General features: G+C 74.1%; 19 protein-coding genes. 10 read left to right on the top strand and 9 right to left on the bottom strand.

The window, feature by feature from the left end; genetic code table 11:
* Window positions 1-62: 62 nt before the first annotated feature.
* A complete protein-coding gene (locus AB0D01_RS05020; protein WP_363053606.1) occupies window positions 63-1,670 on the bottom strand; it encodes a protein kinase in 1,608 nt (535 codons plus the stop codon).
* Between the two features lie 227 nt (window positions 1,671-1,897).
* Between AB0D01_RS05020 and AB0D01_RS05015 the strand changes: the two genes are divergently transcribed.
* The 8 genes from AB0D01_RS05015 (at window position 1,898) to AB0D01_RS04980 (ending at window position 11,036) form a co-directional block, all read left to right on the top strand.
* Window positions 1,898-3,571 (top strand): protein kinase, encoded by a 1,674-nt coding sequence (locus AB0D01_RS05015; RefSeq protein WP_363053605.1) that lies wholly within the window; start codon window positions 1,898-1,900, stop codon window positions 3,569-3,571.
* A gap of 115 nt (window positions 3,572-3,686) precedes the next feature.
* Window positions 3,687-4,568 (top strand): helix-turn-helix transcriptional regulator, encoded by an 882-nt coding sequence (locus AB0D01_RS05010; RefSeq protein ID WP_363053604.1) that lies wholly within the window; start codon window positions 3,687-3,689, stop codon window positions 4,566-4,568.
* A 205-nt stretch (window positions 4,569-4,773) separates the two neighbouring features.
* Window positions 4,774-5,343 (top strand): hypothetical protein, encoded by a 570-nt coding sequence (locus AB0D01_RS05005; protein WP_363053603.1) that lies wholly within the window; start codon window positions 4,774-4,776, stop codon window positions 5,341-5,343.
* Window positions 5,344-5,457: 114 nt separating this feature from the next.
* On the top strand, window positions 5,458-5,997 hold the full coding sequence (locus AB0D01_RS05000; protein WP_363053602.1) for a bacterial proteasome activator family protein: 540 nt from the start codon (window positions 5,458-5,460) through the stop codon (window positions 5,995-5,997).
* 735 nt (window positions 5,998-6,732) lie between these two features.
* Entirely contained in the window at window positions 6,733-7,668 is a 936-nt protein-coding gene (locus tag AB0D01_RS04995) for an NTP transferase domain-containing protein (protein WP_363053601.1), read from the top strand.
* Window positions 7,665-8,960, top strand: a complete 1,296-nt coding sequence (locus tag AB0D01_RS04990) for a molybdopterin molybdotransferase MoeA (protein ID WP_363053600.1) — start codon at window positions 7,665-7,667, stop codon at window positions 8,958-8,960. The genes AB0D01_RS04995 and AB0D01_RS04990 overlap by 4 nt, the downstream gene beginning before the upstream one ends.
* Window positions 8,948-10,048 (top strand): potassium channel family protein, encoded by a 1,101-nt coding sequence (locus tag AB0D01_RS04985; protein WP_363053599.1) that lies wholly within the window; start codon window positions 8,948-8,950, stop codon window positions 10,046-10,048. The genes AB0D01_RS04990 and AB0D01_RS04985 overlap by 13 nt, the downstream gene beginning before the upstream one ends.
* 10 nt (window positions 10,049-10,058) lie before the next feature.
* The gene (locus AB0D01_RS04980; RefSeq protein WP_363053598.1) at window positions 10,059-11,036 is read left to right on the top strand and encodes an NAD(P)H-quinone oxidoreductase; all 978 of its coding nucleotides are present in this window, start codon (window positions 10,059-10,061) and stop codon (window positions 11,034-11,036) included.
* A 63-nt stretch (window positions 11,037-11,099) separates the two neighbouring features.
* Here the strand turns inward: AB0D01_RS04980 and AB0D01_RS04975 are convergent, their stop codons facing one another.
* Genes AB0D01_RS04975 through pdhA form a run of 3 tightly spaced genes read right to left on the bottom strand, consistent with a single transcriptional unit; the run spans window position 11,100 to window position 14,604 of the window.
* Window positions 11,100-12,455, bottom strand: coding sequence for a dihydrolipoamide acetyltransferase family protein (locus tag AB0D01_RS04975; protein ID WP_363053597.1), 1,356 nt, complete (start codon window positions 12,453-12,455; stop codon window positions 11,100-11,102).
* Complete coding sequence (locus tag AB0D01_RS04970) at window positions 12,455-13,471, bottom strand: alpha-ketoacid dehydrogenase subunit beta (RefSeq protein WP_363053596.1); 1,017 nt, start codon at window positions 13,469-13,471, stop codon at window positions 12,455-12,457. Before AB0D01_RS04970 ends, AB0D01_RS04975 begins: the two co-directional genes overlap by 1 nt.
* Window positions 13,468-14,604 carry a pyruvate dehydrogenase (acetyl-transferring) E1 component subunit alpha gene (gene pdhA / locus AB0D01_RS04965; protein ID WP_363053740.1) on the bottom strand — a complete coding sequence of 379 codons (1,137 nt, stop codon included), beginning with the start codon at window positions 14,602-14,604 and terminating at the stop codon, window positions 13,468-13,470. The genes AB0D01_RS04970 and pdhA overlap by 4 nt, the downstream gene beginning before the upstream one ends.
* 177 nt (window positions 14,605-14,781) lie before the next feature.
* On the opposite strand from pdhA, the gene AB0D01_RS04960 reads away from it, so the two are divergent.
* Entirely contained in the window at window positions 14,782-15,354 is a 573-nt protein-coding gene (locus AB0D01_RS04960) for an Lrp/AsnC family transcriptional regulator (RefSeq protein ID WP_363053595.1), read from the top strand.
* A 54-nt stretch (window positions 15,355-15,408) separates the two neighbouring features.
* On the opposite strand, the gene AB0D01_RS04955 is transcribed toward AB0D01_RS04960, so the two are convergent.
* Together AB0D01_RS04955 and AB0D01_RS04950 are read right to left on the bottom strand one after the other, a co-directional pair.
* A complete protein-coding gene (locus tag AB0D01_RS04955) occupies window positions 15,409-16,011 on the bottom strand; it encodes a TetR/AcrR family transcriptional regulator (protein WP_363053594.1) in 603 nt (200 codons plus the stop codon).
* The gene (locus AB0D01_RS04950) at window positions 16,008-17,600 is read right to left on the bottom strand and encodes a 3-hydroxyacyl-CoA dehydrogenase (protein ID WP_363053593.1); all 1,593 of its coding nucleotides are present in this window, start codon (window positions 17,598-17,600) and stop codon (window positions 16,008-16,010) included. The genes AB0D01_RS04955 and AB0D01_RS04950 overlap by 4 nt, the downstream gene beginning before the upstream one ends.
* A 167-nt stretch (window positions 17,601-17,767) precedes the next feature.
* Here AB0D01_RS04950 and paaN point away from each other — a divergent pair, with 167 nt between their 5' ends.
* Window positions 17,768-19,450 carry a phenylacetic acid degradation protein PaaN gene (gene paaN, locus AB0D01_RS04945; protein ID WP_363053592.1) on the top strand — a complete coding sequence of 561 codons (1,683 nt, stop codon included), beginning with the start codon at window positions 17,768-17,770 and terminating at the stop codon, window positions 19,448-19,450.
* On the opposite strand, the gene AB0D01_RS04940 is transcribed toward paaN, so the two are convergent.
* Genes AB0D01_RS04940 through AB0D01_RS04930 form a run of 3 tightly spaced genes read right to left on the bottom strand, consistent with a single transcriptional unit; the run spans window position 19,447 to window position 22,247 of the window.
* Window positions 19,447-20,211: a TrmH family RNA methyltransferase gene (locus AB0D01_RS04940; protein ID WP_363053591.1), complete on the bottom strand. Its 765-nt coding sequence runs from the start codon at window positions 20,209-20,211 to the stop codon at window positions 19,447-19,449. The two genes, paaN and AB0D01_RS04940, sit on opposite strands and share 4 nt — an antisense overlap.
* A gap of 48 nt (window positions 20,212-20,259) precedes the next feature.
* Window positions 20,260-21,480 carry an HTTM domain-containing protein gene (locus AB0D01_RS04935; protein WP_363053739.1) on the bottom strand — a complete coding sequence of 407 codons (1,221 nt, stop codon included), beginning with the start codon at window positions 21,478-21,480 and terminating at the stop codon, window positions 20,260-20,262.
* Window positions 21,468-22,247: a DUF5819 family protein gene (locus tag AB0D01_RS04930; protein WP_363053590.1), complete on the bottom strand. Its 780-nt coding sequence runs from the start codon at window positions 22,245-22,247 to the stop codon at window positions 21,468-21,470. The genes AB0D01_RS04935 and AB0D01_RS04930 overlap by 13 nt, the downstream gene beginning before the upstream one ends.
* Window positions 22,248-22,269 lie beyond the last annotated feature (22 nt).

Genomic DNA, 22,269 nt, shown 5'->3' with positions numbered 1-22,269 from the left:
CGACAAAAGGAAGGGCCCGGCGGAATTGATTCCGCCGGGCCCCTCTTTCGTGTGACGGCCGACTAGGGCGGCGTCTGGCCGCCGGTGGGCACGCTCGGCTCCTTCGTCGGCGGCGTCGGCGGCTCCTTCGTCGGAGGCTCCTTCGTCGGGGGCTGCGTCGCCGGCGAGGTCTTCGGGTCCGGCGAGGTGCTCGGCGTCGAAGGCGTCGGGTTGGTCGACGGCGTGTACTTGCTGCGGCTCGGCGTCGGGACGTACGTCTCCTCGCGCGTGCCGCCCGAGGGGGTGCTCGGCTGCGAGGAGGGGGTCTCCTCGGTGGAGTCCGGGCTGCTCTGGCCGCCGCTCGGGGTGCTCTGGCTGCTGGAGGGCTTCCCGCCGTCGCCACCGCCGCTGCCGCCGCCCACGGTCTTCACCGCGTACGCCACACCGCCGGCGATCGCGAGGACCGCGAGCAGCGCGAAGAGCAGCACCTTCCAGCGTCCGCCGCCGCTCGGGCGGTCGTCGTAGCCGCCGTAGCCGCCGTGACCGCCGTTGCCTCCGCCGTTGCCGCCGTGACCGCGTCCGCCGCCGCCGGGGAAGGCGGAGCCGTCGTCCGGGTTCAGCGGGGGCACCATCGGCTGCTGGAACTGCGAGGTCGTCGCGTGCGCGGGGTACTGGCCCCCGTTCGCGGCGGGCATCGCCGCGGTCGGGGCGGCGCCGGGCTGGCCGTGCGGCAGCGCCATGGTGACCGGACCGGTGTTCCAGGTGCCGGTGTTCGGCCCCTGGTCCTGGAGCATCTGGAGCGCGTACTGGACGAGCCCGCGCATCTCCTCGGCGCTCTGGAAGCGGTCGTCGGGGTCCTTGGCGAGGGACCGCATGACGAGACCGTCGAGTTCCGCCGGGATGTCGGCGCCCTCGGGGAGCCGCGAGGGCGGCACCGGGATGTCCTGGACGTGCTGGTAGACCACCGACAGCGGGGTCTCCCCGGTGAAGGGGGGCCGCAGCGCGAGGAGTTCGTAGAGGAGGCAGCCGGTCGCGTACAGGTCGCTGCGGTGGTCCACGGCCTTGCCGAGGGCCTGTTCGGGCGACAGGTACTGCGGGGTGCCCATGACCATGCCGGTCTGCGTCATCGTCGACTGCGCGCCGTGCAGGGCGCGGGCGATGCCGAAGTCCATCACCTTGACCGCGCCGGCGTGGGTGATGATGACGTTCGCGGGCTTGATGTCGCGGTGCACGATGCCGTGCTGGTGGGAGTAGGCGAGCGCTTCGAGGACGCCCGACACGATGATGAGCGCCTGCTCGGGACCCGGGGCCTCGGCGCTGATCAGCAGATCGCGGATGGTGCGGCCCTCGACCAGCTCCATCACGATGTACGGGACGACGTTCGGGCCGACCCGGTCCTCGCCCGAGTCGTACACGGCGACGACCGCGTGGTGGTTCAGCCCCGCGACCGACTGTGCCTCACGGGTGAAGCGGGCCTTGGACACCGGGTCCTCGGCGAGGTCGGCGCGCAGCAGCTTCACGGCGACGGTGCGGCCCAGTCGCACGTCCTCGGCGGCGAAGACCTCCGCCATGCCGCCGCGGCCCAGCCGGTGCGTCAGGCGGTACCGGCCGTCGCCCACGAGGCCGCCCGCGCCCCAGTGCTCCGGACCTTCGGCCATCCCGGCGCCGTTTCCCTCGGGTTCGGGTGCCATCAGTCCTCGCCGTCGTCTCTCTCGTCCGCTCTAGCGGTGGGTCCTCATCGGGTGCTCCGATGAACGCTACAGCCTCCACACCGGTCACCGTTCGGACAAAGGCACCCCGTAGCAGCCCGGTCACGGAACGGGGACCTGGCTTGACGTGTGCTTGCCCTCCGGCAGACTGGGCGCCACATGCGCTCAGCCAGACGCGTAGGGACACAGCCCGAGGGGAAGCAACAGTCATGAGCCAGGACGGCACGCAGGGCCGGTACGCAGGCGGCTCCCTGGCCGGTGGCCGTTACCAGCTAAGGGATTTGCTGGGCGAGGGGGGCATGGCCTCCGTCTACCTCGCGTACGACTCCGCGCTCGACCGACAGGTCGCCATCAAGACACTGCACAGCGAGCTCGGGCGCGAGGCGTCCTTCCGCGAGCGCTTCCGGCGCGAGGCGCAGGCTGTTGCCAAACTGTCGCACACCAATATCGTCTCGGTCTTCGACACCGGCGAGGGCGAGGTGTCCTTCGGCGGCGGCGCGGCCGGGGACAACACGGTCATGCCGTACATCGTCATGGAGTACGTCGAGGGCCGGCCGCTGGGCTCCGTCCTGGAGGCGGACGTCCGCCAGTACGGCGCGATGCCGGCCGAGAAGGCGCTGAAGGTGACGGCCGACGTGCTGGCCGCGCTGGAGACCAGCCACGAGATGGGCCTGGTCCACCGCGACATCAAGCCCGGCAACGTGATGATGACCAAGCGCGACGTGGTCAAGGTGATGGACTTCGGCATCGCGCGCGCGATGCAGTCCGGGGTCACCTCGATGACGCAGACCGGCATGGTCGTCGGCACCCCGCAGTACCTGTCGCCGGAGCAGGCGCTCGGGCGCGGCGTGGACGCCCGTTCCGACCTGTATTCGGTCGGCATCATGCTGTTCCAGCTGCTGACGGGCCGGATCCCCTTCGACGCGGACTCCCCGCTGGCGATCGCGTACGCGCACGTCCAGGAGGAGCCGGTCGCCCCGTCGAGCGTCAACCGTTCCGTCACCCCGGCCATGGACGCCCTCGTGGCGCGGGCCCTGAAGAAGAACCCGAACGAGCGCTTCCCCACGGCCGCGGCCATGCGCGACGAGGTCCTGCGGATCATGTCGGCCGGTGGGACGGGCGCCCCGGTGATCGTTCCCGGCGCCGCGCCGGGCGGCAGCGGGGCGGGCGTCGGCTCGGCCGTGTTCCCGCCGGTGGACTCCGGCTACCAGAGCGTCCCGCAGTCGCCCCAGCAGCCCTACCAGGCCCCGCAGACGCCGCCGCCTTCCCCGTACGCGCCGACGCCCCCGCCGCAGCAGGGCGGTTACGCCTACCCGCAGCCGGCCGGGCACGGCACGGCGCCGCTGCCGCAGCAGCAGCAGCCGTACGCGGCGCAGACCCCGCCGACGTTCAACATCTCGCCCGCCGCCCCGTCGGGCGGCGGGGCGTCCGGCGGGAAGCGGAACACGCCGGTCGTCGTCGGGGCGATCGTGGTGGCGCTGCTGGCCGTCGGCGGTCTGATCGCGGTCGTCAACATGGGCGGGGACAAGGGCGACAAGGACGACACGGCCTCGCCGTCCACCTCGGCGTCCGCGTCCGGGTCGGCGGTGCCGGGCCACAAGGGTCCGGACCCGACGCGCACGATCGACCCGGAGAAGTGCAAGAACGCCTCCAAGTCCTACAAGGACGCGAACAAGGTCGTGGCGCCGGACTTCCGGTACAAGAACCTGCGCTCGGTCAAGGAGTGCATCCAGGCCGCGGGCTGGCGCTTCGAGATCCAGGAGCGCGACGAGGCGGTCTACGGCCAGGACACCGTCCTGGAGCAGCTGCCCGCCTCGGGGACGGACGTGTCCAAGGCGGACACGGAGTTCACGCTGATCGTCTCCACGGGCGACCCGCAGTAGCGGTCGTACGGCCGGCGCGCCGTCGCGGACCGGGGGGATCCCGGTGCGCGGCGGCGCGGTCGCCTGGCCCCGGCAGGGCCAGGATCGAACCGCCGCGGCCGGCCACAATCCTCGTATGAGCACAGCGATCGCCATGGGCGAGTTCCTCCGCTCCCGCCGCGCCCTGCTGAACCTCCGGGACGTCGCCCTGCCGGACTTCGGGGGCCGGCGCCGGGTCGCGGGCCTGCGCCGCGAGGAGATCGCCCAGCTGGCCGGGGTGAGCGTCGACTACTACACGCGGATGGAGCAGGGCCGCGTGTCCAACCCCTCGGACGCGGTGCTCGACGCCCTCGCCCGCGCCCTGCGGCTGGACGGGGACGCCACGCGGCACCTGCACCGGCTCGCCCGGCCGCGACCCTCCGGCCGGCAGGCCCCGCGGCGCCCCGAACCGCCACAGCGCGTGCGCCCCATGTTCCGGCGGCTGTTGGACGATCTGGTGGACATGCCGGCGTTGGTGATGGGCCGTCGCATGGACGTCCTGGCCTGGAACGCGGCGGCGGTCGCCCTCTTCGGCGACTACGGGGCCCTGGAACCGGCGGAGCGCAACGTCGCCCGGATCACCTTCCTCGACGGGGCCTCCCGGGAGCTGTACGCGGACTGGGACTCCTGCGCCCGGGAGAACGTCGCCTACCTGCACCTGGACGCGGGCCGGCACCCCGACGACCCCCGGTTGGCGAGCCTGATCGGGGAACTGTCGATGCGGAGTGCGGACTTCCGGCGCTGGTGGGCCGAGCACCCCGTGCAGGACAAGGCCTCGGGCACCAAGCGGTTTCGCCATCCCGTGGTGGGCGACGTGGAACTGGCCTACGAGACCCTGCGCGCCACGGACGACCCCGAGCAGTCCCTGATCACGTACGCCGCCGAGCCGGGCAGCCCCTCGCACGACGCCCTGCGGATGCTGCTGGCCTGGGCCACCGACGCCCCCGACCCCGCGCCGGTCGACGGCCGGGTGCGCTGACCGCCGCCCCGCACCCGGGCGGGTGGTGCGCACCCTCCTTCGCGCGGCCCGAGATGCCGTGTTTGCCCCGTTATGTGAATCTGAGCTCGTCGCGGCACCGCCACGCCCCGGTGGGGCGGCTCCCCGACACCTCGGTACCTCGACAGCGCGGTACCCCGGAACCTCGGCACCTACGCAGCGGGCGCCGGGAACGGGAGGGCTCCCCGTGACCGCATGCCTCCGCGCGTCCTGCCGGGCCGCCTGGCCCGCGCTGGCGCTGGCCGCGCTGCTGCTCTCCGCGCCCGCGAGCGCGAGCCCCGCCCGCGCCCCCGGCCCCGCCGCGCCCGCGCGCGCCGTCGCGGTGGCCGACGTACCCGAAGAGGCCTACGAGGAGCTCGCCGGCAGCGCCGCGGGCGTCGGCCGGGAGCGCCCCGGACGGGCCGCCGGCGAGCCCGCCGACCCCGAGATGGTCACCGCCTCCCGCCCGCTGCGCCCCTACCCGCACACGCCGCCGCGCACCCGGCCGGAGCCGTCCGCGCCCGCGGCGACGGCCACGGCCACGGCCACGGCCACGGCCACGGCGCCGGGCGCCGCGCCGAGCGGGGCGCCGGACACGGCGTCGGGCACGGAGTCGGGCGGGCCCTCGGGACCGCCGGAGAACGTCACCGCGCTCGGCACCGCGCCCAACGAACGCGCCGCCGACCTCGCCGCGCACATGCTGCCGCTGGGCACCGGACTGACCCTGATGGGCCTCGGGCTCGGCTACATGGGCGTGCGGCTGCGCCGGGGCCGCTGAGGGTCCGCGGGCCGCCGCGCGCGAACCGCCGATGTTGGCGGCCCCGTACAGGGTGGATCACGCCCGTACGGGGGCACACCGTGTGAGGACGAAGGTGTGCGAGAGAATGTCGGCATGGAGATGCCGAGGAGTGAACGGTCGCAGGACAGTCCCCCGCACGTCCTGATCGTGGGACAGGACGGGACGGCGGTCGGCGGCGCCGATGACGAGTCGCGCGAGGTTCCGGTGACGGACATGGTCGAACAGCCCGCCAAGGTCATGCGGATCGGCAGCATGATCAAGCAACTTCTGGAAGAGGTGCGCGCCGCTCCTCTGGACGAGGCCAGCCGGGTCCGTCTGAAGGACATCCACGCGGCGTCGGTGAAGGAACTGGAAGACGGCCTGGCGCCGGAGCTGGTGGAGGAACTGGAGCGCCTCTCCCTGCCGTTCACCGAGGAGGCCATCCCCTCCGAGGCGGAACTGCGCATCGCGCAGGCCCAGTTGGTGGGATGGCTGGAGGGCCTGTTCCACGGCATCCAGACGGCCCTGTTCGCGCAGCAGATGGCGGCGCGGGCCCAGTTGGAGCAGATGCGCCGCGCGCTGCCGCCCGGCGGCTCGCACGAGGACGACGAGGACGGCCCGCACGGGGCGGTCCGCTCCGGCCCGTACCTCTAGGAGTTCCTCCGGGGATCCCACCGGGGTGCGGGATCGCCGCCGGGGCCGAGGGCCCGCGGCTCCGCGCCACCGCGAAGGCGGGGCCGGGCGGCGCCCGGTGGGGCCGGTCGGGCGGTCCGGAAGGGCGGCCCGACGAGACGGCCCCGCTCCGTCGGGGGTCCGTGCACGGGCCGCGGGCCCGAGGGTCCCCGGAGTCCCGATCCACCTCCGCTCGCGCCCCGCTCCGGCGGGGCGCGCGCGTTCCCGCCCGACCCTCCGACGCCCGCCGCCGATCCGGCTCCGGTCGGCGTCGGTCCGGCTCCGTTCCAACGTCCGTCGGCGTCTGTCCGGTGTCGGCCCGGCCCCTGCCGGCTTCGACCCGCCGACGCCCGCCTACGACCCGCCGCCGATCCGGCTCCGATCCGGCTTTGGTCGGCTCCGGTCCGGCTCCGGTCGGCGTCCGTCCGGTGTCGGTCCGGCCCCTGCCGGCTTCGACCCGCCGACGCCCGCCTACGACCCGCCGCCGATCCGGCTCCGATCCGGCTCCGGTCGACGTCGGTCCGGTGTCGGCCCGGCCCCTGCCGGCTTCGACCCGCCGACGCCCGCCTACGACCCGCCGCCGCCCCGCCGCCGATCCGGCTCCCGTCGGCGTCGGTCCGGCCCCGGTCGGCCCCGGTCGGCGGACTCCCGCGCGGCCGGTAAGGATCCGGTAAGCGGCGCCCCCCGACGGCGCCTTCGGCCCCGCATACTCGGGGCATGAGCTACGACGCGATCGTCCTGGCCGGCGGGGCCGCCCGCCGCCTCGGCGGGGCCGACAAGCCCGCCCTCCCGGTCGGTGGCCGCGCCCTCCTCGACCGGGTCCTGGACGCCTGCTCGGACGCCCGCACCACCGTCGTGGTCGGCACCCGCAGGGCCACCTCGCGCCCGGTCGACTGGGCCCTGGAGGACCCGCCCGGCGGCGGCCCGGTCGCCGCGCTGGACGCCGGGGTGCGCCGCTGTTCCGCCGGACTGGTCCTCGTACTCTCCGCCGACCTGCCCTTCCTCGACCGGGACACCGTCCACGCCCTGCTGACGGCGGCGACGGACGGGACGGACGGCCCGGGCGGGGCGACCGGATCGGACGGCCCGGACGGGGCCCTGCTCCGCGACCCCGAGGGCCGCGACCAGCCCCTCGTCGCCGCCTACCGCGCCGAGCCCCTGCGCCGCGAACTCGCCCTGCTCGCCGCCGAACACGGCGACCTGCGCAACCTCCCCCTGCGCGCCCTCACCGCCGAGTTGGCCCTCGTCCCGGTCACCGCCGCCGCCCCGCTCGCCTCCTTCGACTGCGACACCTGGGAGGACCTGGCGGCGGCCCGCGCCCGGATCAGGGAGCATGGGGACGTGCTGGAGCAATGGATCACCGCCGCCAAGAACGAACTGGGGATCGACCTCGACGTCGACACCAAGACCCTGCTCGACCTCGCCCGTGACGCCGCCCACGGCGTCGCCCGACCCGCCGCTCCGCTGACGACCTTCCTCGTCGGCTACGCGGCCGCCCGCGCCGAGGCCACCGGCGCCGACCCCGCCCACGCCGTCGCGGAGGCCTCCCGCAAGGCCGCCGACCTGGCCCTGCGTTGGGCCGCCGAGTCCGACGCGACGCGGCCCGGCACGCCCACCGGCACCACCCAGCCCGAGGAGACCGGCTCCGGATGACCCGTACCGACGCCGACGGCGACCTCGACGAGGCCCTCGCCCTGGTCAGCCGGACCTCCCCGAACACCGCCGAGGGCGGCGACCGGCGCGCCACGCCCTGGCTGCGCGCCCGCGAGAACGCCGTGCGCGCCGGTTCGGGCGTCCGGGGCCGCACCCACCGCGTGCCGCTCGCCGACGGGCTCGGCGAGGTCCTCGCCGCCCCCCTCGACGCCCTCGGGGACCTGCCCTCCTTCGACACCTCCGCCATGGACGGCTGGGCCGTCGCCGGACCCGGCCCCTGGACCGTCCGCCCCGGCGGCGATGTCCTGGCCGGCGCCGAACCGCCCGCGCCCCTCGCGGACGGCGAAGCCGTACGCATCGCCACCGGCGCCCGGGTCCCCGCCGACACCACCGCCGTGATCCGCAGCGAGCACGCCCGCGAGACCGGCAGCCAGCTCCACGCCCGGCGCACCGTGAACACCGGCCAGGACATCCGCCCGCGCGGCCAGGAGTGCCGCTCGGGCGACCTGCTGCTGCCCGTCGGCTCCCTCGTCACCCCCGCCGTCCTCGGCCTCGCCGCCGCCGCCGGCTACGACGAGCTGGTCACCCGGCCCCGGCCCCGCGTGGAGATCCTCGTCCTCGGCGACGAACTGCTCACCGAGGGCCTCCCGCACGACGGCCTGATCCGCGACGCCCTCAGCCCCATGCTCGGACCCTGGCTCGCCCGCGCCGGCGCCGAGGTCATCGGCACGCGCCGGCTCGGCGACGACCCGGCGGGCGCCGAAGCCCTCCTGCGGGCGGTCACCTCCTCCACCGCCGACGTGATCGTCACCACCGGCGGCACCGCCTCCGGCCCCGTCGACCACGTCCACCCCGTGCTGGAGCGCGCCGGAGCCGAACTGCTCGTCGACGGGGTCACCGTCCGCCCCGGGCACCCGATGCTGCTGGCCCGCCTCGGCGACCCGGCCGACGGCCGCCACCTGGTCGGGCTGCCCGGCAACCCCCTCGCCGCCGTGTCCGGGCTGCTCACCCTCGGCGAACCGCTGCTGCGCGCCCTCGCCGGCCGCCGCCAGCGCCCGCGCTACACGGTGCCGGTCGAGGGCGACGTGCCCGGCCACCCGCACGACACCCGGCTGGTGCCGGTACTGCTGACCGACGAACACGCCGTACCGCTGCGGTACAACGGCCCGGCGATGCTGCGCGGGGTCGCGGCCGCCGACGCGCTGGCCGTCGTACCGGCGCACGGCGCACGATCCGGGCAGGAGCTGGAGATCCTGGACCTGCCGTGGGCCTCAGGGGGATGTTTCACGTGAAACTGCACGGCCAGGACGCCATGGCGCGGGGCGCCGACGAGAAACTCGTCTCGCGCCGCGTCAAGCTCCCCAAGCGCGTGGTCGAGAAACCGCTGCGGCAGGTCACCCGACGGCTGTTGATGGCCCTGTTCGTGCTGTGCCTCACGGTCCTGATCGTCTGGCTGGACCGCGAGGGCTACCACGACAACGCCAACAAGCAGGTCGATCTCCTCGACTGCGTCTACTACGCGACCGTGACCCTGTCGACGACGGGCTACGGCGACATCGTCCCGTACAGCGACAGCGCGCGGCTGGTCAACGTCCTGCTGATCACCCCCCTGCGCGTGCTGTTCCTGATCATCCTGGTCGGCACCACCCTGGAAGTGCTCACCGAGCGCACCAGGGAGGAGTGGCGGCTGAACCGCTGGAGGAACAACTTGCGTGAGCACACGGTCGTCGTGGGCTTCGGCACGAAGGGCCGCTCGGCCCTCCAGACGCTGCTGGCCACCGGCCTCCCCAAGGAGCAGGTCGTCATCGTCGACCCCAGCGCCAAGGTGATCGACACGGCCAACGCGGAGGGCTTCACCGGGGTCGTCGGCGACGCCACGCGCTCCGACGTGCTGCTGCGGGCCGAACTCCAGAAGGCCCGCCAGGTCGTCATCGCCACCCAGCGCGACGACACGGCCGTGCTGGTGACCCTGACGGCCCGCCAGCTCAACCGGGGCGCGAAGATCGTGGCCGCCGTCCGCGAGGAGGAGAACGCGCCGCTGCTGAAGCAGTCCGGCGCGGACGCGGTCATCACGAGCGCGAGCGCGGCCGGACGGCTCCTGGGCCTGTCCGTGCTCAGCCCGAGCGCCGGGACCGTGATGGAGGACCTGATCCAGCAGGGCAGCGGCCTGGACCTCATCGAGCGTCCGGTCAGCAAGGCGGAGGTCGGGCGCGGGGTGCGCGAGACGGAGGACCTCGTCATCAGCGTCCTGCGCGGACACCGCCTGCTCGCCTACGACGACCCGCACGCGAGCCCGCTCCAGGCGACGGACCGGGTGATCACCATCGTCCGGGCCGTGCCCCCGACGGGCCCTCAGGTCACCTTCGGCGCACCGGAGTAGATTCCGCCCCATGCATGCGATCACCATCGAGCAGCCCGGCGGCCCCGAGGCCCTCGTCTGGGCCGAGGTACCCGATCCGGTGGCGGGCCAGGGGGAGGTGCTCGTCGAGGTCGCGGCGAGCGCCGTGAACCGCGCCGACGTCCTTCAGCGCCAGGGGTTCTACGATCCTCCGCCGGGCGCCTCGCACCACCCCGGCCTGGAGTGTTCCGGGCGCGTCGTCGCCGTCGGACCGGGCGTGTCCGGCTGGGCGGTGGGCGACGAGGTGTGCGCGCTTCTGGCCGGCGGCGGGTACGCGCAGCGGGTCGCCGTACCGGCGGGACAGCTGCTGCCGGTCCCGGCGGGGGTGGACCTGGTGTCGGCCGCCGCTCTGCCCGAGGTGGTGGCGACGGTCTGGTCGAACGTCTTCATGGTCGCGGGGCTGCGCCCCGGTGAGACCCTCCTGGTCCACGGCGGGTCGAGCGGCATCGGCACGATGGCGATCCAGCTCGGCAAGGCGGTGGGCGCGCGGGTCGCGGTCACGGCGGGCGGCGCCGACAAGCTGGCCCGCTGCGCGGAACTGGGCGCGGACGTCCTCATCGACTACCGCGAGCAGGACTTCGTGGAAGAGCTGCGGGCCGCCACCGGCGGAGCCGGGGCGGACGTGATCCTGGACATCATGGGCGCGAAGTACCTGGCCCGGAACGTGGACGCGCTGGCCGTCAACGGCCGCCTCGCGGTCATCGGCCTCCAGGGCGGTGTGAAGGCCGAGCTGAACCTGGGCGCGCTGCTCGCCAAGCGGGCGGCGATCACCGCGACCTCGCTGCGGGCCCGCCCGCTGGAGGAGAAGGCCGCGATCGTGGCGGCCGTACGGGAACACGTGTGGCCCCTGATCACGGCGGGGCGCGTGCGTCCGGTCGTGCACGCCAGGTACCCGATGGCGGACGCGGCGCAGGCGCACCGCGTCCTGGAGTCGAGCGCGCACGTGGGCAAGATCCTCCTCACCCCCTGAGCGTCGGGTGCGCCGCCCCGACCCCGCCGGCGTGGGGTCGGGGCGGCGCACCGCCGGGGGCGGCTACAGCCCCCGCAGCAGCACCGCCGGATTCTCGACGCAGTCGGCGACGTAGCGCAGGAACCCGCCCGCCGTACCGCCGTCGCACACCCGGTGGTCGAAGGTCAGGGACAGCTGTACGACCTGCCGCACGGCCAGCTCCCCGCGGTGCACCCACGGCTTCGGGATGATCCGTCCGACGCCGAGCATCGCCGCCTCGGGGTGGTTGATGATCGGCGTGGAGCCGTCGACCCCGAACACCCCGTAGTTGTTGAGGGTGAAGGTGCCGCCCGTGAGGTCGGACGGGGCGAGCTTCCCCGCCCGGGCGAGCTCCGTCAGCCGGGCGAACTCCGCCGACAGGGACTCCGGGCTGCGGGTCTGCGCGTCCCGGACGACGGGCACCATCAGGCCCCGCTCGGTCTGCGCGGCGAAGCCCAGGTGGACGGCCGGGAGCCGGACGATCTCCTTCGCGGCCAGGTCCACGGTGGAGTTGAGCTCCGGGTACCGGGCGAGGGCGGCCGTGCAGATCCGGGCCAGCAGCGCGAGCACGGAGATCTTCGGGCCGTCGACGGCGTTCATCGCGGCCCGCGCCGCCATCAGCTCGGTGGCGTCCGCGTCGACCCAGCAGGTGGCCTCGGGGATCTCCCGACGGCTGCGCGACAGCTTCTCCGCGACGGCCCCGCGCAGTCCCTTGAGCGGGATCCGCTCGCCCTGCGCCGCGGGGGCGGGGGCGGGGGTCGGCGCGGGGGCCCGGAGCGCGGCCAGGGCCGCCTCGACGTCGGCCCGCAGGATCAGGCCCTGCGGCCCGGAGCCGTGCAGGGCCCGCAGGTCCAGCCCGTTGTCCTTGGCCAGCTTGCGCACCAGCGGCGAGATGACCGCCACCGGGCCGGCGACGACCTCGGGAGCCGCCACGGCCGGGGCCGGGGCCACCGCGACGGGGGCCGGAGCCGGGGCCGCGACGACCGGGGCCGGGGCCGCGACAGGCGCCGACACCGCGGCGGTGACGGGTCGCACCCGTCGCCGACGCGCCGGGCGCGAGTGGTCCGAGCCGTAGCCGATCAGGGGCCGGGGCGAGTTCTCGGAGCCCTCCGCCTCGCCGGGGCCCGCGTCGGACCCGTCGGCGGGAGCCGTCGCCGACCCCACCGCCACGGTGATCAGCGGGGCGCCGACCGGCAGCTCCGTGCCCTCCTCGCCGAAGCGCGCGGTGACCACGCCCCCGTACGGGCACGGCACCTCGACCATCGCCTTGGCGGTCTCCACCTCGACGACGGGCTGGTCGATCTCGACGACGTCGCCGACGGCCACCAGCCACCGCACGATCTCCGCCTCGGTCAGCCCCTCCCCGAGGTCGGGCAGCTTGAACTCCAGTACCTGCGGCATCAGTTCTCCCACTGCAGGCGGGCCACGGCGTCCAGGATCCGGTCCACTCCGGGCAGGTGGTGCTTCTCCAGCATCGGCGGCGGGTAGGGGATGTCGAAGCCCGTCACGCGCAGCACGGGGGCCTCCAGGTGGTGGAAGCAGCGCTCCGTCACGCGGGCGGCGATCTCCGCGCCCGGTCCGCCGAAGCCGCCGGCCTCGTGGACCACGACCGCGCGCCCGGTGCGGCGTACGGAGGCGACGACGGTCTCCTCGTCGAAGGGGACCAGCGAGCGCAGGTCCACGACCTCCAGGTCCCAGCCCTCCTCGCGGGCCGCCTCGGCCGCCTCCAGGCAGATCGGGAGCGAGGGGCCGTAGGTGATCAGGGTGGCGCCGGTGCCCTGTCGCCGCACGAGCGCCCTGCCGATGCCGGGGACGGCCGCGGGGGCCTGCGGCGACCAGTCGGCCTTCGACCAGTACAGCCGCTTGGGCTCCAGGAAGACCACCGGGTCGTCGCTGGCGATGGAGGCGCGCAGCAGCCCATACGCGTCCTCGACGGTCGCCGGGGTGACGACGGTGAGGCCGGGGGTGGCCACGTAGTAGGCCTCGGAGGAGTCGCAGTGGTGTTCGACGCCGCCGATGCCGCCGCCGTAGGGGACGCGGATGGTGATCGGCAGGGGCATGGCGCCGCGGGTGCGGTTGCGCATCTTCGCCACGTGCGAGATCAGCTGCTCGAAGGCGGGGTACGCGAACGCGTCGAACTGCATCTCCACGACCGGCCGCAGCCCGTACATGGCCATGCCGACGGCGGTGCCGAGGATCCCGGCCTCGGCGAGCGGGGTGTCCGTCACGCGGTCCTCGCCGAACTCCTTGGCGAGGCCGTCCGTGATCCGGAAGACGCCGCCCAGGGTGCCGACGTCCTCGCCCATGACGTGGACCGTCGGGTCCTCGGCCATCGCGTCGCGCATGGCCCGGGTGAGCGCCTGCGCCATCGTCGCCGGCTTCACCGCCCGATCGGTCCGCTCGGCCACCGTGCTCATGCCTGTCCCTCGGCTTCCAGTTCGGCGCGCAGCAGTTCCGCCTGCTCGCGCAGGACCCCGGTCTGCTCCGCGTAGACGTGCGCGAAGAGGTCCATGGGGTTCACCACCGGGTCGGCGTTCATCCGCTCGCGCAGGGTGGCCGCCATGGCCTCGGCGGCGTCGCGCGCCTCCTGGATGCCGGCGTCGTCGAGGATCCCGCGCGCGGTCAGCTCGCGCTCCAGGAGCAGCACCGGGTCGTGCGCCTTCCAGGCCTCCACCTCGGAGTCCGAGCGGTAGCGGGTGGCGTCGTCGGCGTTCGTGTGGGCCTCCATCCGGTAGGTGACGGCCTCGATCAGGGTCGGGCCGCCGCCGGAGCGGGCGCGCTGGACGGCCTCGGTGAGGACCTCGTGCATGGCGGCCACGTCGTTGCCGTCGACCAGCCGGCCCGGCATGCCGTACCCGACGGCCTTGTGGGCCAGGGTCGGGGCGGCCGTCTGCTTGGCCAGCGGGACGGAGATCGCGAAGCCGTTGTTCTGGACGAGGAAGACCACCGGGGCCTGCCAGACGGCCGCGAAGTTGAGCGCCTCGTGGAAGTCGCCCTCGCTGGTTCCGCCGTCGCCGACCATGGCGAGCGCCACGACCTCGTCGCCGCGCAGGCGCGCCGCGTGCGCCAGGCCCACCGCGTGCGGCAGCTGGGTGGCGAGCGGGGTGGACAGCGGGGCTATCCGGTGTTCGCGCGGGTCGTACCCGGTGTGCCAGTCGCCGCGCAGCAGCGTCAGCGCCTGTACGGGGTCCAGTCCGCGGGCCACGGCCGCGAGGGTGTCGCGGTAGCTCGGGAAGAGCCAGTCCTGCTCCTCCAGGACGAGCGCGGCGGCGATCTCGGCCGCCTCCTGCCCGACGGTGGAGGGGTACACGGCGAGACGGCCCTGCCGGGTGAGCGCGGTGGCCTGGGCGTTGTACCTGCGGCCGCGGACGAGCTCGGCGTAGTACCGGCGCATCAGCGCGGGGTCGAGGCGGTCGGCCGCCGGTGTGCCCAGGACCCGGTACGGCTCCGGGTCCGGAAGCAGCGGGGCGGCCTCCGTACGGGGCCTCCAGGCGGGCGGCGGGGTGACACGGTGCGACGCACCGGCACCGGGCAGCTCTTGGACCGTCATGGCGGCGTACACCTCCTCGTGGGAAGCGGGCAGGGACGTCTCGGGTGTGAGGCGCCTCACCTACCGATTGTTCGGTCGTTGGCGCAATTTGGCTACAGGCGGCTCCAGGCTGTGGACAAAGTGGCGGCGGGGCCGTGGGATGGGTGCAGGACGTCCAGGAGAGGGAGGCAGTGGGCAATGCCGGATGAACAAATGGCCGGAGCGGGCTCCGCACCGGTCGCGCCGGGCAAAACCCCGGGAGTCCCACCGGTACCGGCCGTCGCGCCCAGGCCCCTGGATCCGATCGACCGCTCGATCATGCGATTGCTCCAGGCGGACGGTCGCGCGTCGATACGCTCCGTGGCCGAGCAGGTGCACGTGTCCCGGGCGAACGCCTACGCCCGCATCAACCGGCTGATCGACGACGGGGTGATCCGCGGGTTCACCGCCCGGGTCGACCACGAACGGGCCGGGCAGGGAGCCTCGGCGTACATCACCCTGAAGATCGTCCAGAACTCGTGGCGGACGGTCCGGGAGAAACTGCGCGAGCTGCCCGGCGCCGCGCACATCGCGCTGGTCAGCGGGGACTTCGACGTCCTCCTGCTGGTCCACACCCCGGACAACCGGACCCTGCGCGAACTCGTGCTGACCCGCCTCCAGGCCATCCCGGAGGTGCTCTCCACGCGCACGTTGCTGGTGTTCGAGGAGACGGACCTGCTGGACCCGGGCACCGACCGCGTCGCCGGCGCGCTCGCGGAGGAGACGCCCTGACCGGCCCCGACGGGACCCGACGGGCCCCGGGGCGCCACGCCGTGACCCGCGGCGCTACGCCGTGCTCTGCGGCCGGGTCGCGCGCAGACCGTCCAGGGCCATGCTGACCACCGCGTCCGCGAGCTGGTCGGGGGTGGTTCCCGGGTGCGGGCGGTACCACTCGACCAGGGAGTTCACCATGCCGAACAGCAGCCGCGTGGCGAGCCGGATGTCCACGTCCGCCCGCAGGTCCCCCTCGGCCGCGGCCGCCCCCAGCAGCTCCGCCACCCGGTGGTCGAACTCGCGGCGGCGCTCCAGCGCCCAGCGCTCGGTGCGGGTGTTGCCGCGCACCCGCAGCAGCAGGGTGACGTAGGGAAGCTCCGCGACCAGGACCTCCACCGTGCGCCGGGTGACGTGCTCGACGCGCGCGACCGCGCGACCGCGTACCGCGTCCGGCTCCTCCAGGACGGCGAAGAGGCCGTCCAGCGCCCGGCTGACGGCGCGCAGGAGCAGCTCCTCCTTGCCCGCGACGTGGTGGTAGATCGAGGACTTGGAGATCCCTGCGGCCTTCGACAGGTGCTCCATGGAGGTGCCGTCGTAACCGCGCTCGTTGAAGACCTGGACGGCGACGGAGAGCAGGGTCTCGGGGGTGTAGGTGTCGCGCCTGACGGTCGTCATCGCGCCTCCCCCTCGCCCCGGTCGGCGTCGTCGAATTCTTCGGCGTATTCGGCGTCTTCGAGGTCGTCGACGTCGTCGAGGTCCCCTTCGGCCGTGTCGTCCCCGGCGTAGCCCAGCTTGAACAGGGCCAGCGAGGGCGCGTAGCGGCCTCCGGGACAGCGTTCGTCGAGGTGGTGGAGCAGGTCGTACGCCCAGTCGCGGCCGACCCGCCCGTGCCATTCGGTCGGGCCGAGCGGGTAGTTGACGCCGAGCCGCATCGCGGTGTCGACGTCCTCGGCCGAGGCCGCGCCGCGGGCGACGGCGTCGGCGGTGAGGTCGATCAGCATGGCGACGGTCCGGGCGACGATCATGCCGGGCACGTCGCCGATGACGGAGACCTTCTTGCCGAGCGCCTGGAAGAGGCCCACGGCCTCGGCCAGGGTGCTCTCGCTGGTGTCCTCGCCCGCGGAGAGGGCGATCCGGCCCGCCTCGCGGTAGTCGAGCGCGAGGTCGAAGTAGACGACGTCCGTGAACTCCACCGAGGTCTTGCCGTCCGCGAGGACGAGCTGGCCCTCGCCGGGGAGCTGGATGTACGGGCCGCCGTGCCCGACGGCGGTGACCGCGATCCCGGCCTCCTCCATCAGCTCCGCGAGCGCCGCCGCCGGACCGAGGTCGCCGACGACGGTGACCTTGTCCGGTGCCCGCTCGGGGCCCGCGGTGTGCGGCTCGGGGCGCGTCGCGTCGTCGCCGTACGGGAACCAGCCCCGCCCGGACTTGCGGCCCAGGCGGCCCGACTGCACCAGGCGGCGCTGGGCGAGGGAGGGGGTGAACTTGGGGCTGCGGAAGAAGGACTCCCACACGGAGCGGGTCACGGCCTCGTTGACGTCCTGGCCGATCAGGTCGGTCAGCTCGAACGGACCCATCCGGAAGCCGCCGCTCTCGCGCAGCACGGCGTCGATGGTCGCCGGGTCGGCACCCCGCTCCTCGTACACCGCGAAGGCCTCGGCGTAGAAGGGGCGGGCGATCCGGTTGACGATGAAGCCGGGGGTGTCGGCGCAGCGGACGGGGCTCTTGCCCCAGCCGAGGACGGTGGCGTACGCGCGGTCGGCGGCGGCCGGGTCCGTGGCGAAGCCGCTCACCACCTCGACGAGGGGGAGCAGCGGGGCCGGGTTGAAGAAGTGCAGGCCGAGGAAGCGGCCGGGGTGCGCGAGGCCGGCGGCGAGTTCGGTGACGGAGAGGGAGGAGGTGTTGGTGGCCAGGAGACAGTCCGGGGCCACGACCCCTTCGAGGGTTTCGAAGAGCCGGCGCTTGACGGCGGTGTCCTCGACGACGGCCTCGATCACGAGCGCGGCGTCGGCCAGCTCGGCCGGGGCGCCGGCCGCGGCGATCCGCCCGACCGCGTCATCGGCCTCGGCCCGGTCCAGGCGGCCCTTGGCGACCAGCCGTTCGACGCGGTCGCGGACGGCGGCCACCGCGGCGGCGGCGGCCGGGGCGTCGATGTCGTGGATCAGCACGGGGTGACCCGCGAGGAGGGCGACCTGGGCGATGCCCTGCCCCATGGTGCCCGCGCCGACGACCGCCACTGTGCGGGACCGCTCGATTGCTGTCATGTGCTGATCCTCCCGCACCGGGTTGTCCACAGGTCCGCCGGGCCCTCTTGTACCGACCGATCGTTCGGTTACTCTAACTCCAGTCTGCTCTTCTTCACCCGCCCCCGCCTGATCCCAGTCTGCGAACCAGCCTGATCTTGCCCGGCTCAACGAGGAGTTGGTCCCTGATGGCCGCCGAGCTCACCCTTCCCCGGCTGACCGAGAAGCACCGGTCCACCCTGGACCAGGCGCTGGCCGCCCTGCGCAGCCGCGCCTACTGGTCGCCGCATCCCGAACACCCCAAGGCCTACGGCGAGACCGCCCCGGCCGACGGCCTGGCCGCCTTCGAGGCCGTGCGCGGCACCCGATTCGACCTCGGGCAGCCCGGCACCGACGGCTGGGTCGGCGGCGAGGTCTCCCCGTACGGCCCGGAGCTCGGCGTGGAGTACCCGCACGTCGACCCGGACGTGCTGCTGCCCGCGATGCGGGCCGGCATGGGCGCCTGGCGGGACGCCGGGCCCGAGACCCGGGCCCTGGTCTGCGTCGAGATCCTGGCGCGGATCGGCGCGCGCACGCACGAGTTCGCGCACGCGGTCATGCACACCAGCGGCCAGGCCTTCATGATGGCCTTCCAGGCGGGCGGCCCCCACGCGCAGGACCGCGGCCTGGAGGCCGTGGCGTACGCCTACGAGGAGCAGACCCGCGTCCCGGGCCGGGCGGACTGGTCGAAGCCGCAGGGCAAGCGGGACCCGTTGGAGCTGGGCAAGACCTTCACCGCCGTGCCGCGCGGCATCGCGTTGATGATCGGCTGCAACACCTTCCCCACCTGGAACGGCTACCCGGGCCTGTTCGCCTCCCTCGCCACCGGCAACCCGGTCCTCGTCAAGCCGCACCCGCGCGCCGTGCTGCCGCTCGCGCTGACGGTGCGGGTGGCGCGCGAGGTCCTGGCCGAGGCCGGGTTCGACCCGAACCTGGTGGCCCTGGCCGTCGAGCGTCCGGGCGAGGGCATCGCCAAGACCCTCGCCCTGCGCCCCGAGATCAGGCTGATCGACTACACCGGATCCACGGAGTTCGGCGACTGGCTGGAGACCAACGCCCGCCAGGCGCAGGTCTACACGGAGAAGGCGGGCGTCAACACCGTCGTCATCGACTCGACGTCCGACTACAAGGGGATGCTGTCCAACCTGGCCTTCTCGCTGTCCCTGTACAGCGGCCAGATGTGCACGACCCCGCAGAACCTGCTGATCCCCCGCGACGGCATCGAGACGGACGCCGGCCACAAGGGCTACGACGAGGTCGTCGCGGACCTCGCGGCCTCCGTCGCCGGGCTGCTCGGCGACGACGCCCGCGCCAACGCCCTGCTGGGCGCGCTGGTCAACCCGGACGTGAAGGCCCGCCTGGAGGCGGCGGCCGGGCTCGGCGAGGTGGCGCTGGCCTCCCGCGAGGTCGTCAATCCGGAGTTCCCGGACGCCGTCGTGCGCACCCCGGTGATGGTGAAGCTGGACGCCTCCAAGCCGGACCCGGAGGCGGCGTACCTGTCGGAGTGCTTCGGCCCGGTCTCCTTCGCGGTGGCCGTCGACTCCACGGCGGACGCGCTGGAGCTGCTGCGCCGGACGGTGCGGGAGAAGGGCGCCATGACGGTCGGCGCGTACACCACCTCCCCCGACACCGAGCGGGCCCTGGAGGAGGTCTGCATGGAGGAGTCGGCGCAGCTGTCGCTGAACCTGACGGGCGGGGTCTACGTGAACCAGACCGCGGCCTTCTCCGACTTCCACGGCTCGGGCGGCAACCCGGCGGCGAACGCCGCGCTGTGCGACGGCGCGTTCGTCTCGAACCGCTTCCGCGTGGTGGAGGTCCGCCGCCAGGGCTAGGTCGTCTCGTCCCGGGGTCCGCCCCAGTGGAAGAGGGTCATGGCCACGCTGGTGGCCAGGTTGTAGCTGGACACCTGCGGGCGCATCGGCAGGGACACCAGGTGGTCGGCGCGGGCGCGCAGCTCGGGCGAGATCCCGTGGCGTTCCGAGCCGAAGGCCAGCAGGGCGTCGTCCGGGAGGGTGAGGGCGCGGATGTCCTCGCCCTCCGGGTCGAGCGCGTAGACGGGCCCCGCCGGCAGCTCGTCCAGCGCGAGCCGGTCCACGGTGGTGGCGTAGTGCAGTCCCGCGCCGGCGCGGACGACGTTCTGGTGCCAGGGGTCAAGTTCCCCCCGGGTCACCACGCCGGTGGCGCCGAAGCCGGCGGCGAGGCGGACGACGGCCCCGACGTTGCCGAGGTTGCGGGGGTTGTCGAGCAGCACGATCGGCGCGGTGCGGGGCGTCCGGGCCAGCGCGGCCAGGCCCGCCGCCCGGTCGGGGCGCAGGGCGAGCGCGGCGACCCCGGTGGGGTGGACGCGGGGCAGGAGTTCCCTCAGCGCTCCCGGGCGCACCAGCCGTTCCACGGCCGGGGCCACGTCGGGGGCCAGCCCGGCGGCGAGCGCCCGTACGGCGCCCGGGTCGTCGGCGACGGCCACCAGCACCTCGGCGCCGAAGCGCAGGGCGTGTTTCAGCGCGTGGAACCCGTCGAGGACGATCACCCCGTCCCCGCCGACGGTCTCCCGCCACTGCCGCGCACCTTCGTCGGGACCCCACTGCTCGCTCATGGCCCCGACCCTACGACCTGCCGGGCGCGCGCCCGCGGTCGAGCGGCCTCAGCGCGCCCCGACCCCCGCCTGCGCCCCCGCATCCGCCTGCGCCTCCGCCGCGACGGCGGCCGGCGCGGGTCCGGTCCCGCGCGGTCCCCACCACCCGGCGGCGACCCCCGCCACCGCGCCGGCCCGCGCACCCGCCCAGACCAGCGCGGCGGTCGGCAGGAACACCGCGTCGGCGGCGATCATCGCCAGCGAGAAGAACGGCAGCCCCAGCAGCACCGCGATCCCCAGGTGCTCCAGCATCATCACGGCCAGCAGCACGTTCTTGACCCGCCGGTTGAACAGCGTGAACGGGAACGCGACCTGCACCGCGACCGTCCCGTAGGTCAGCAGCATCACCAGCGTCCCGCTGCCCGCGAGCACCTCCGACAGCCCCGGCCACGGGGTGAAGTAGTCGAGGCCGAGCGGGTAGTACAGGGCGGTGCCGTCCTGCCACCGCGAGCCCTGGATCTTGTACCAGCCGGCGGTGGCGTAGATCAGGCACACCTCCGCCATGATCACCAGCATTCCGGCGTTGTGCAGCAGGTTCGCGAGCACGTCGAGGAGCGCCCGCCGCTCGCCGCCGCCCGCGGGGTCGTCGTACCGCTCGACCAGCCACCACAGGCCGGCGCCCACCCACAGCGCCACGAAGGCGGCCGTCCAGCCCGCGCCGAACCCGCCGGCGAAGACCCCGTACACGAGGAACCCGCCGAGCACCGCCCACAGCGCCGGCCCCGCCGCCCCGGCCGCCGCGGACCCGCGCAGCCGGATCCGGCGGGCGTCCAGCGACCACACCCGCGCGCAGCGCGTCAGCACCAGGTAGATCGCCATCAGGTGGATGACGTTGTCGCCGCCGTCGCCCATGAAGACGCTGCGGTTCTGGAGCGAGAGCACGCCGACCATGAAGACGACCGAGGTGCCCCGCGTCCGCCAGCCGAGCAGGAGCAGCAGGCTCGCCAGCACGGACAGCGCGTAGACGGTCTCGAACCAGAGCGTGGAGTCGGACCACAGCAGCACCGTGAAGGCACGGTTCGTCTCGACCAGCCGGCGGGCCAGCTCCCAGCTCCACGGCCCGTCCGGGCCGTACAGCTCGTGGCGGTTGGGGAACTCGCGCAGCAGGAAGAACAGCCAGGTGCCGGCGAAGCCGATGCGGACCACGGCGCTCTGGTAGGGGCCGAGGGCCCGGCCGGTGACCTGCGCGAGCGCCGTGCGCAGGCGTTCCGCCGTGCTCAGACGTTCCACCACGGCAGCTCCCGGAAGTAGGTCTGGGTGTCGGTCTTCTCCTCGCTCCAGGCCGGCGCCGGGACGGCCCGCGTCGCCGAGCGCAGCTGGATCCGTACGATCCGCTCCCCGTCCCCGTAGGAGGGGGTCAGCCGGTTCAGGGCGATCCGTCGCAGGTACTGCTCGGACAGCTCGCCGCGCTCGCCGTTCGGTCGGTTCTCCTCGTCGTGGGAGCCGGTGAAGAAGTCCCAGGCCCGGCGGAGCTCGTTCTGCTCCGTGTGGCTCGGCAGGAGGCTGTGGCGGATGGCCGCGCCGTCCTCGGCGGACAGGTCGCGCCACGGTTCGGTGACCAGTTTCCCGTCGGTGCCGCGGACCTGGGCGCGGACCTCGACGGCGATGTTCTGCTGGAGCGGGTTCGGCGCGAACAGCTTCCAGTTCTGTTCGAACTCGGGGTAGATCCATCCGTCGATCACGTCGGCGTGGCGCTTGCTGACCGTGTTGGACGGGGCCACGTGCAGGAAGACCAGCGCCAGGTGGGCGCAGGCGGCCACGGCCACGACGGCCAGGGCGAACGCCGCCACGACCCGGTAGGGGGCCGAGAGGCCCGCGATCCCGGGCGCGGGGGGCGCCGGCGGTGCCTTCGGCACGGGCGGCGACGGCGGCGGATCGATCGACGGAAGGGCTCCTTCCGCGGCCTCGTGCTCGTTCGAATCCATCCCGCCCCGATCATCCGACGTCCACAGGCTTGCCCACAGAGGTTGACACCCTACGGGCCGCCGTCTCACCATTGAAGCGAATGAACCGAACGAT

Origin of the sequence: Streptomyces sp. NPDC048606 (assembly GCF_040650855.1) — a bacterium.
In the GTDB taxonomy this organism is placed as follows: domain Bacteria; phylum Actinomycetota; class Actinomycetes; order Streptomycetales; family Streptomycetaceae; genus Streptomyces.
This window is presented reverse-complemented; position numbering and strand designations above follow the sequence as displayed.